This is a genomic window from Massilia atriviolacea (genome assembly GCF_003953935.1).
Classification (GTDB): Bacteria; Pseudomonadota; Gammaproteobacteria; order Burkholderiales; family Burkholderiaceae_D; genus Telluria_A; species Telluria_A atriviolacea.
Genome location: NZ_RXLQ01000043.1, coordinates 1 through 11,702, shown reverse-complemented (window position 1 = coordinate 11,702; position 11,702 = coordinate 1). Strand labels below are relative to the sequence as shown.

Genomic DNA, 11,702 nt, shown 5'->3' with positions numbered 1-11,702 from the left:
TGCGCTTCGAACAGTTGATGGATCAATTGTTCGCTGTCGTATGCGGTGCTGCGGTCGTTAAAGCCGTTCAGTACCAGTTCGCGTTCCTGTTCGCTCATCACCGGCAAGCCGGCCAGCGGAGCATCCTCGCCGGCGGCCATGGCGGCAAGCAGGACCTCGAAGCGGCCCAGCAGGCGCTGGACGCTCGCTTCGTCGAACAGGTCGCTCGCATAATGCAGGTCGCCCGTGAATGCCGCGCCATCGTCCTTCATCGACAGGTTCAGGTCGAACTGGGTCGTGTCGCGCGCCAGGTCGACCTGGCGGATCGTCAGTCCCGGCAAGGCCAGTTCACCGCCTGCGGGTGAATTGTTCATGCTGAACATGACCTGGAACAGCGGGCTGTAACTGGTGCTGCGCGCCGGCTTGAGCGCATCGACGACCTGCTCGAACGGCAAATCCTGGTGTTCGTGCGCTTGCAGCGTGCTGTCCCTGACCTGCCTGACAAGATCCGCAACCGTCGCGTCGTCGCCGATCGTGACACGCAGGGCCAGGGTATTGGCGAAAAAGCCGATCAGCGGCTCGACTTCCGGCCGCTGGCGGTTCGCCATCGCCGTGCCGACGACCAGGTCGCGCTGTCCGCTCACCCGCGACAGCAGCAGCGACCAGGCGGCGAACAGGGTCATGAAGACCGTCGCGCCATGGCGCTGGCCGAGCGCGCGCAAACGCGCACTCAGTTCATCGGACAGGGCAAAGCGCAGCAAGCCGCCTGCATGGCTCTGTACCGCAGGCCGGGGACGGTCGGTCGGCAATTCCAGCAGCGCGGGAGCGCCGTCGAGGTGCCGCTTCCAGTAATCGGTTTGCGTTTGCAGCACTGTATCGCGCAGGCGCTCGCGCTGCCATGCCGAGTAGTCCGCATACTGGATCTCCAGCGCCGGCAGCGGGTCGGGCATGCCCTGGCTGAACGCGCGGTACAGGGTGCTGAGCTCCCGCACCAGCACCCCGACCGACCAGCCGTCGGAGACGATGTGGTGCTGGGTAATGAACAGCATATGATCGTCGTCGTCCAGGCAGACCAGGCGCGCGCGGGCGAGCGGGCCGCGCGCCAGGTCGAAGGGCGCGGCGATTTCCTCGCTCCCGGCCGTGGCGGCGGCGGCTTCGCGCTCGGCTGCGGGCAGGTGGCGCAGGTCGCTCTCGGCAAAGGCGAAACCCTGATCGGCGGGCCCGATGCACTGCACCGGCTGGCCATCGCCGCCGGCGAACGCGGTGCGCAGGCTTTCGTGGCGCGCGGCGACCCGGTCCAGCGCGGCCTTCAGGGCGCGCTTGTCGAGCGAACCGGTAAGCCTGAGCGCCGCCGGCATGTGGTAGGCCGCGCTGGCGGCAGGATCGAGCTGGTCGAGGAACCACAGGCGCTGCTGGGCGAACGACAGCGGCAGTGGCGAGCCACGGTCGGCGGGTCCGATGCGCGCGGCGGCGGCTTGCGCTTTCATCCGCTTTTGCAGGCGTTGCAGGATGATCTCGTTTTGGAGCTGTTCCAGGCTTTTCTTATTCATCTGTCAGACTTTCCTCGGCCAAAATTGCCAGCAATTCGCTCTCGGTAAGAGCGCCTAATTCGTTTTTCATGTCCCGGGCTTCTTCGCCCATGAACTCCGACAACTGCATCGACGCGATCAGCGCCGCCAGCGTCCGTAATACCGGCGACTCGAACAGCGTCTTGAGCGACAGCTCCACATGGCATGCCGCGCGCACCCGTCCCATCAACTGCACGGCGGACAGCGAATGGCCTCCCAATTCGAAGAAGTGGTCGTCGCGGCCGACCCGTTCCAGTCCGAGCAGGTCTTGCCAGATCAGCGCCAGCGCCTGTTCCACGTCGCCCTGCGGCGCCTCGTACGGACGGGCAGCCACCGCCGCCATGTCCGGCAGCGGCAAGGCGGCGCGATCGAGCTTGCCGTTGGCCGTCAGCGGAAAGCTCGCCAATCCGACAAACGCGCCGGGCACCATGTAGTCCGGCAGGCTTGCCAGCAATTGCGCACGCAGGCTGTCGGGCGAAAACGCATCCGCAAGCAGGTACGCAACCAGGCGTTTGGAGCCCGGGACGTCTTCTCGCGCCAGCACCCGCGCTTCGCGCACGCCCTCGCACTCCATCAGCCTTGCTTCGATTTCGCCCAGTTCGATGCGGAAGCCGCGAATCTTCACCTGGGCGTCGTTGCGGCCCAGGCACTCGACGCTGCCGTCGGCCAGCCATCGGCCAAGGTCTCCCGTCTTGTAGACGCGGCCGAACGGCGTGTCGATGAAGCGCTCGGCGCTCAGTTCGGGGCGATTCAGGTAGCCGCGTGCCAGCCCGTCCCCGCCGATGTGGATTTCTCCCGTCACGCCAACAGGAACGGGCATGAGATGGCGGTCCAGGATGACCACCTGCGTATTGGCGATCGGCCGGCCGATGGGAATCCCGGTGGCGCCGGGGGGTACGTCGGTCACTTCATGCGTGCAGGCGAAGGTGGTGCATTCGGTCGGGCCGTAGCCGTTGATGAAGTGGCGCGGCTTGCCGAGCGCCCTGGCGACCGTGCGCGGATCGAGTGCATCGCCGCCGACGAGCAGGTAGCGCAACTGCGCGAACGCGGGCGCCAATGCGTCGACATACTCGTTGAACAGCCCCGCAGTGAGCCACAGGGCGCTGACCTGGCCGGCAATGAGCGTATCGTTCAAGCGCAGCGGATCGAGCAGCACCTCCTGCGCAACCAGCAGCAGGCGCGCGCCGTTCAGCAGCGGCGCCCAGACTTCCCAGGTGCTGGCATCGAACGAGGTGCTGGCGCAGTGTGCAACGCAGTCGTGCGCGCCCAGCGGCGCAAAGCTGGCGTTCACCGCAAGCCGCAACACGCTGCGGTGCTCGATCAGCGTCCCCTTCGGCATGCCGGTCGAACCGGAGGTGTAAATGACGTAGGCCAGGTTGCGCGACGTGAGCATCCGCGCGTCCGGATTGGTGCCGGACTGCGCCCCGACGGCCGCCATGTCCAGCGCGCCGTCCAGGGTCACGACGGGCACGCCGTGCGCCGGCATGGCGTCGGCCATCGATGCCTGGGTGAGCAGCACGGCCGGTGCGCAATCGTCCAGCATGAAGGCGAGGCGTTCGGCCGGATACGCCGGGTCGAGCGGAACATATGCACCCCCGGCCTTGAGGATGGCCAGCAGTCCGACCACCAGGTCGACGCTGCGGCCGATGCAGATGGCGACCTTGTCGTCGGGCCCGACGCCGCGCTGGCGCAGGTAATGGGCCAGCCGGTTGGCGCGCACGTTCAGCTGCGCATAGCTGACGCTCTCGCTGCCGAAAACGAGGGCGACCGCATTCGGATGCGCAGCAGCCTGCGCTTCGAACATCGTGTGCACCAGCTCCTGGCGCGGGTAGGCGACGGCGGTGTCGTTAAAGCCCTCCAGCACTTGCAGGCGTTCGGCGTCGTCCAGCACGTCGAGCGCGTGGAGTGGCTGCTGCGGGTCGCGCATCAGCGCATCGGCAACGCCGTCGACGGCCTTGGCCAGCATGGCGGCGACACGCTGCGGGTCCACCCCGTCGCACTGTGCGCTGATGGCGAAGCGGGTGCCGAAATCGTCGACCGACACGCCGACCGGATAATTGACCCGTTCATCGCTGGCACGCACGCGCATGCCGTACGCGGCGAAGTCGGAGGCGCCGGCCGACGCATGGCTGTGGCGGTAGTTGAACAGGGAGGTGAACAGCGGCGCCTGTGGCGCAACGGCGCTGCAACGCTGCGCGAGCAGCAGCGAAGCCTGCTCGTGGGCCAGCAGTTCGCCCAGTTGACGGGCGGTGGCGGCGACAGCCTGCCCGAGCGGGGCACTGGCCAGCGCCACCTTCACCGGCAAGGTGTTGATGAACATGCCGAGTACCTTGCCGCCGTCGGACGCACCCTGCATGCGGCCCAGCAGCACGGTGCCGAATACGACGTCGTCGCGGCCGGTGGTCTGGCCGAGAACCTGGGCCCACGCGACATGGAACAGGGCCGCCGGCGTGACGCCATGCTGGCGCGCCGCCGCGCGGATGCGCTGCGCGAGGCCGTCGGCGAGGTCCACATGCGCCTCGCGCACCTGGGCGCCGCTGCCTTGCACGTTCAACAGGCCGAATGGCGCGGTCGGTTCGTCGATATCGGCAAGCAGTGCGCGGAAATAGCGTTCGTCCGCCGCCGGATCGATTGCCAGCGTCTGCGCGATGAAGCGGCGATAGGGCACCGACGGCGCCAGCGAATCGCCCTCTCCTTTGAGGAAGACCAGGATTTCGGCAATGATCGATTCGAGCGTGACGTGGTCGCCCACCAGGTGGTGATTGAGCAGCGCCATGTGCCATTCGCCGGAGTCGGGATCGGGGGCGACAAAGGCGGCCAGCAAGGGCGCGCGTTGCAGGTCCAGCCGCATGCGGCGCGGGTCGGCCTGGTCGAGCATCTGGCGCACGCAATCGGCGCCGCTGCGCAGCGTCATTTGCGTGACAGGCAGGATAGCGCTGCGCAGGACCACCTGTACCGGTTCGTCCAGTCCCGCCCACAGCACCGCCGTGCGCAGGATGTCATGGCGGTCGATCACGCTTTGCAGCGCGCCGAGGAAGCGATCGAGCTGGCTGCGGCTGTCGAAGCTGAGGATCGTGCGTAGCAGGTAGGGATCGCCTTCCGTCTCCAGCATGTGATGGAACAGGATCCCCTTCTGCAAAGGCGCCAGCGGATAGATATCCTTGATGTTGGCGGCGCCGCCCTGCACGCTGGCGGCGATGGCGTCGATGTCTGCCTGTTTCAGTGCGACCATGGGCAGCATGGCGGGCGTAATCGCCGCGCAATCGTCCGGAATCAGGTTCGGCGGTACCGGATGCGCATCGCCCGCGCCGCCTTCCGCCAGCGCGGCGGCCAGTCCGATGACGGTCGGCGCGCTGAAGACACTGCGCACATCGGCATTCCATCCCTGCTCACGCAGCTGTTCGATGACGCGCACCACCATCAGGGAATGCCCACCCAGTTCGAAGAAGTGATCGTGGCGCCCTACCCGGCCGATGCCCAGCAACGCCGCCCAGATGGCGGCGATGGCGGTTTCCAGCGCACCTTGCGGCGCTTCGTACTCGCGGCTGATCACGGCCACCGCGTCGGGCGCGGGCAGCGCCTTGCGATCGAGCTTGCCGTTCGCCGTCAGCGGAAAAGCGTCGAGGGTGACAAAGGCGGACGGGATCATGTGTTCGGCCAGATGGACCGACAAGGCGTTGCGCAGGGCGGCCGGCGCCAGTGCGTCGCCCACCAGATAGGCGACCAGGCGCTGGTCGCCGGGGACGTCCTCGCGCGCCAGCACCACGGCGTCGCGCACGCCGGCGCAGGCCAGCAGGCGCGCTTCGATCTCGCCCGGCTCGATGCGGAAGCCCCGGATCTTGACCTGGAAGTCGTTACGTCCCAGGTATTCCACGTTACCGTCGGCCAGCCAGCGGCCANTTCCACGTTACCGTCGGCCAGCCAGCGGCCAAGGTCGCCGGTCTTGTACAGGCGCGCGCCTTCCCTGCCGCTGAACGGATCGGCGATAAAGCGTTCCGCCGTCAATTCCGGACGATTCAGGTAGCCGCGCGCCACCTGCACGCCGCCGATATGGATTTCGCCCGCCACGCCCTGGGGCACCGGCTGGCCGTGCGCATCGAGGATGTAGATGCGGGTGTTCGCGATCGGCCGGCCGATCGGCACCATGCCGGGCCAGCCGCCACGGGTGCAGTCGAACCAGGTGACATCCACGGCCGCTTCGGTCGGGCCGTACAGATTATGCAGTTCCATCTGCGGCCAGGCCGCGCAAAAGCGCGTGCGCAGGGCCGGCTGCAAGGCCTCGCCGCTGCAAAACACACGCCTGATGCTGGTGTTCTGCCAGCCCTGCGACTGCTCCGTGAACGATTGCAGCATCGACGGCACGAAATGCAGCGTGGTGACGCCCGCCTCGTCGATCAGCTGGCGCAGATAGTCGGGCGACTTGTGGCCGTCGGGCCGGGCCAGCACGATGGCGGCACCCGCCAGCAAGGGCCAGAAGAACTCCCACACCGACACGTCGAAGCTGAACGGCGTCTTTTGCAGAACGCGGTCGCCGGCATCGAGCGCGAAGCGCTCCTGCATCCAGTACAGGCGGTTGGCAACGGCGTGGTGTTCGTTCATCACGCCTTTCGGCATGCCGGTCGAACCCGAGGTATAGATGACGTAGGCCAGTTTGCCGGCATCGAGGCCGCCGACGACCGGATTGGCGGCATGCGCAGGCGGGCTGTCGGCGGACAGCATCGCTTCCAGCGATTCCTGGGTCAGCAGCACGGCGGGCGCGCAGTCGGCCAGCATGAACGCCAGGCGATCGGCCGGATAGCCGGGATCGAGCGGCACATAGCCGGCGCCGGACTTGAGAATGCCCAGCAGGCCGATCACCATTTCCATGCCGCGCTCGATGCGGATCGCCACCCGGTCGTCGGGTTTGACGCCGAGCGCGATCAGGCGATGCGCGACCTGGTTGGCGCGCTGGTTCAACTGGGTGTAGGTCAGCGCCTGGCCGCCGTATACCAGCGCCGGCGCGTCGGGGGTGGCGGCGGCCTGGTTTTCGAACAGCTTGTGGAGCAGGGACTCCGGTTCGTAGCAGGTGTCGGTCGCGTTGAAGACCTCCAGCACCTGCGCGCGCTGGCCGTCGGCGAGCATCGGCAGGCGGCTCACCGCTTGCCGCTCGTCGGCGGCCATGGCGCCGAGCAGCACCGCAAAACTGGCCGCGATGCGCTCGATGCTGGCTGCGTCGAACAGGTCGGTGGCGTAGTCGAGCCGCGCCGCAATGACATCGCCCATGTCGGACAGCGACAGGTTCAGGTCGAACTGGGTGGTCTTGCCGGCCTGCTCGATGCGCTCGATGCGCAAGCCTTGCAGCGCCAGCGCGCCCTCCGGCGGTACCAGGCTCATACTCAGCATCGCCTGGAACAGCGGGCTGTAACTCATGCTGCGCGCCGGCTTGAGCGCATCGACCACCTGTTCGAACGGCAGGTCCTGGTGATCGTAGGCCGCCAGGGTGGCGGCGCGCACCTGCGCCAGCAGTTCGGCGACGGTCGGCTCGCCGTCCAGGCGCACGCGCAGCGCCAGGGTGTTGACGAAGCAGCCCAACAGCGGCTCGATCTCGGTGCGCTGGCGGTTCGCCACCGGCGTGCCGATCACGATGTCGGCCTGGCCACTGATGCGCGCCAGCAGGGTGGACCAGCCGGCCAGCATCGTCATGAACAGGGTGGCGCCATGGCGCCGGCCGAGTACGCGCACGGCGGCGGCCAGCGGCGCGGGCAGCGCGAACTGCACGTGGCTGCCGGCGTAGCTTTGCACGGCGGGCCGCGCGCGGTCGGTCGGCAGTTCGAGCAGCGCCGGCGCGCCGGCAAGGTGCGACGTCCAGAAGGCCGATTGCCGGTCCAGCACCTCGCCCTGCAGCCAGCCGCGCTGCCATGCGGCGTAATCGGCATACTGGATTGCCAGCGGCGGCAGCGGATCGTCCCGGCCGGCGCTGAAGGCGGCATACAGCGCGCTCACTTCGCGTATCAGCACGCCGATCGACCAGCCGTCAGAAATGATGTGGTGCTGGGTGATGAGGAGGATATGTTCCTCCTCGCCCAGGCGCAGCAGCTGGCCGCGCACCAGCGGGCCGTTGGCGAGGTCGAACGGGGCGCTGCTTTCGGCGTCCGCGATGGCTGCCGCCGTCCGCTGCGCATCCGGCACGCCGCGCAGATCGATGTGCGCCAGCGGCAGACCCTGATGCATCGGTCCGATGTGCTGCGTGTCGGCGAAGGTGGTGCGCAGGATTTCGTGGCGCGCGACCAGGCGGTCCAGCGCGGCCTGCAGCGCATCCCGGTCCAGCGTGCCGGTGAGGCGCAGCGCGGCCGGCATGTGATAGGCCGCGCCGGCGGCGTGATCGAGCCGGTCGAGGAACCACAGGCGCTGCTGCGCGAACGAGAGCGGCAGCGGCCCGCTGCGGTCGGCCGGCACGATGGCGCTCATGGTTGCGGCCCTGGCTTGCGCAACCAGCGCGGCGAAGTCGCTCAACGCCGGGTTGGCGAACAGGTCGCGCAGGCTCACCTCCACATCCAGCTCGCGCCGCACGCGGGCAAGCAGTTGCACTGCCATGAGCGAATGCCCGCCCAATTCGAAGAACTGGTCGTGGCGTCCGATCCGCGCCACGGCAAGCAGGTCCTGCCAGATGCGTGCGAGCGCAATTTCGGCTGCGCCTTGCGGCGCCTCGAACTCACGCGTGATGCAGGCGCTGTCGCCGGGAGGCGGCAAGGCCTTGCGGTCGAGTTTTCCGTTCGCGTTGAGCGGAAAAGCGTCCACGTTGACATAGGCGGCCGGCAGCATGTAGTCGGCCAGCCGGGTCGCCAGGTGCGCACGCAGGGCCGACGGCGAATGTCCGCCGCCGCACAGGTAGGCGACCAGGCGTTTCTGGCCCGGCACGTCTTCGCGCGCCAGCACCACCGCTTCGCGCACGCCGTCGCATGCCAGCAGCTGCGCCTCGATTTCGCCCAGCTCGATGCGGAAGCCGCGGATCTTGACCTGGAAGTCGTTGCGGCCAAGGTAGTCGATATTGCCGTCGGCGAGCCAGCGGCCGAGGTCTCCGGTCTTGTACATGCGCGCGCCGGCCGTGGCGCTGAACGGGTCATCGACGAAACGCTCGGCCGTCAGTGCGGGGCGGTTAAGGTAGCCGCGCGCCACGCCGGTACCGCCGATATACAGCTCGCCGCTCACGCCGACCGGCACCGGCTGCAACTGCGCATCGAGCACATACACCTGCGCATTGGCCAGCGGACGGCCGATGTGCGGCCTGGCGTGGCTCGCCAGGATGCGCCCCAGGGTGGCGTCGACCGTGCATTCGGTCGGGCCGTACATATTAAAGAAGCGGGTGCGCGCCGACTGCTTGAGCCGGTCCCAGGTCGCGGCCTGGATTGGCTCGCCGCCCAGCAGCACGCTGTACGGCGCGTAGCCGGGATGCTCCAGCAGGCCGGCGGCGAGAATGCCTTCCAGCTGCGACGGCGTGCTGTCGACAACGTCGATGCGGTGTTGCGCCAGCCAGTCCAGCATGTGCGCACCATCCGCGCGGATGTCTTGCGGGACCGGATGGATGCAGTGGCCGGACAGCAGTTGCAGCCAGCCTTTCCACGACATGTCGAAGGCATAGGACGCGTTCAGGCCGATGCGGGCGGGCTGCGGGCAGCCCTCGTGGGTCGAATGGCACATCGCATGCCAGAAGTTGACGGCCGACCGGTGTTCGACCATGACGCCCTTGGCGGCGCCGGTGGAGCCGGACGTGTAGATCACGTAGGCGACATCGCCCGCGCCGAGTCCGGGGATCACGGGGTCGGCGCCGGATGCGGCGGCGAACAGCGGGCCATCCAGGTCGTGCACGGGCACGGCGGCGGCGATGCCGGTCGGCGCGGTACTGAGCACGCACAGCGCACCGCTGTCGGCCAGCATGTAGGCGATGCGCTCGGCCGGCTGGTCCGGCTCCATCGGCACATAGGCGGCGCCGGACTTCATGATGCCCAGCCAGCCGATGGCCATGGCCACGCCGCGCCCGACGCACAGCGCCACGCGGTCGCCGGTTTTCACGCCCATGCCGGTCAGGGTATGCGCGACCTGATTGGCGCGGCGGTTCAGTTGCGCGTAGCTGATGCTGTCGTCCCCGAACACCACGGCGTGTGCATCGGGCTGCGCGCCCGCCCGCTCTTCGAACAGGGCATGGATGGTGCGCTCGCGCGGGAAGTCGCAGGCGGTGTCGTTGAAGCCGGTCGTCACCTGCGCGCGTTCGGCGGCCCCCAGCAGATTGAGCGTACCTACCGGCTTCTGCTCGCTGGCGGCCATGTCTTCCAGCAGCTGCCCGAAACACGCGGCGATGCGTTCGACCGTCGCTGCGTCGAACAAGTCGCTCGCGTAATCGAGGCGGGCATGGATGCCGTCTTCCGATTCGGTCAACGCCAGGTTCAGGTCGAAGTGGGTCGTGACGGACGACTGCGCGACGGTGCCGATCTGGAGCCCCTTCAAGGTCACCGGTCCTTGTGCCGGGGTGTTGTTCATGCCGATCATGACTTGGAACAGCGGCGTGTAGCTCATGCTGCGCGCGGGCTTGAGCGCTTCGACGACCTGTTCGAACGGCAGGTCCTGGTGTTCGTACGCGGCCAGCAGCGACGTGCGGACCTGTGCCAGCAGTCCGGCGACGGTCAGCCCTTCCTCCAGCCTGACCCGCAGCGCCAGCGTGTTGACGAAAAATCCGATCAGCGGTTCGAGCTCGGTGCGCTGGCGGTTGGCGACCGGGGTGCCGACGACCACGTCGTCCTGGCCGCTCATGCGCGCCAGCAGCGTGGACCATCCCGCCAGCATGGTCATGAACAGGGTCGCGCCATGGCGCAGGCCGAGGGCGCGCAAGGCGGCGGCCAGTTCGCGCGGCAGCACAAAGTCCACATGGCTGCCGGCGTAGCTTTGCACGGCGGGACGGGGCCGGTCGGTCGGCAGTTCGAGCAAGGCCGGCGCGCCGTCGAGATGGGCCTTCCAGAAGCCGGCCTGGCGTTCCAGCACATCGCCCTGCAGCCAGGCGCGCTGCCAGGCTGCGTAATCGGCGTACTGGATCGCCAGCGGTGGCAGCGGATCGTCTTGCCCTGCGCTGAAGGCGGCGTACAGCGTGCTCACTTCGCGTATCAGCACGCCGACCGACCAGCCATCGGAAATGATGTGGTGCTGGTTAATCAGCAGGATATGTTCGTCGTCGGCGAGGCGCAGCAACTGGCCGCGAATCAGCGGCCCGGCGGCCAGGTCGAAGGCGGCGCTGCCCTGGGCATCGGCGATGGCCGCTGCCGTCCGTTCGATGTGGTCCGTCTCGCGCAGGTCCGTGTGCGCCAGGGCGAAGCCCTGCTCCACGGGGCCGATGCGCTGTCCGTCCGCAAAAGTGGTGCGCAGGATTTCGTGGCGCGCCACGATGCGGTCCAGCGCTGCCTGGAGCGCCGGCCCGTCCAGCGGTCCTGTCAGGCGCAATGCCGCCGGCATGTGATAGGCGGCACCGGCGGCGCTGTCGAGCTGGTCGAGGAACCACAGGCGCTGCTGGGCGAACGAGAGCGGCAAGTCGGCGCTGCGGTCGGCGATACCGATCGGCGCCAGGCTCGCGCCGCCGGCGCGCGTCACAGCACCGGCAAAATCGGCCAGCGATGGCTGTGCGAACAGCTCGCGCAGGCTCACTTCCGCGTGTAAGTCATGGCGCACCCGCCCCACAAGCTGCACGGCCAGCAAGGAGTGGCCGCCCAGCTCGAAAAACTGGTCGTGGCGGCCCACTGCGTCGACGCCGAGCAGTTCCTGCCAGATGCGCGCGAGGGCCGTTTCGGTCGCCCCTTGCGGCGCCTCGTAGCGGCGCGCAATCACGGCGCCGGCATCGGGCGCCGGCAATGCCTTGCGGTCCAGTTTTCCGTTGGCCGTCAGCGGGAAGGCGTCCAGGCTGACAAACGCGCCGGGGATCATGTAGTCGGCCAGGTGGGCCGACAGTTGTTCGCGCAGCGCGGCCGGCGACAGGCCGGCACCGATCAGGTAGGCGACCAGGCGTTTTTCGCCGGGCGCGTCTTCGCGCACCAGCACCACCGCATCCTGCACGCCGGCGCAGGCGGTCAGCCGGGCTTCGATCTCGCCCAGTTCGATACGGAAGCCCCGGATCTTGACCTGGAAGTCGTTGCGGCC

Annotated in this window: 2 protein-coding genes and 1 pseudogene; all 3 read right to left on the bottom strand. The window is 68.2% G+C overall.

Annotated elements, in window-relative coordinates; genetic code table 11:
* On the bottom strand, positions 1-1,529 hold a 1,529-nt coding region (locus EJB06_RS31305), incomplete at its 3' end, for a condensation domain-containing protein (RefSeq protein WP_229427385.1).
* Entirely contained in the window at positions 1,522-5,421 is a 3,900-nt protein-coding gene (locus EJB06_RS31300) for a non-ribosomal peptide synthetase (RefSeq protein ID WP_198420958.1), read from the bottom strand. The genes EJB06_RS31300 and EJB06_RS31305, both read right to left, overlap by 8 nt.
* 86 nt (positions 5,422-5,507) lie before the next feature.
* A pseudogene (locus EJB06_RS32815) lies at positions 5,508-11,702 on the bottom strand (amino acid adenylation domain-containing protein); the annotation flags it as partial.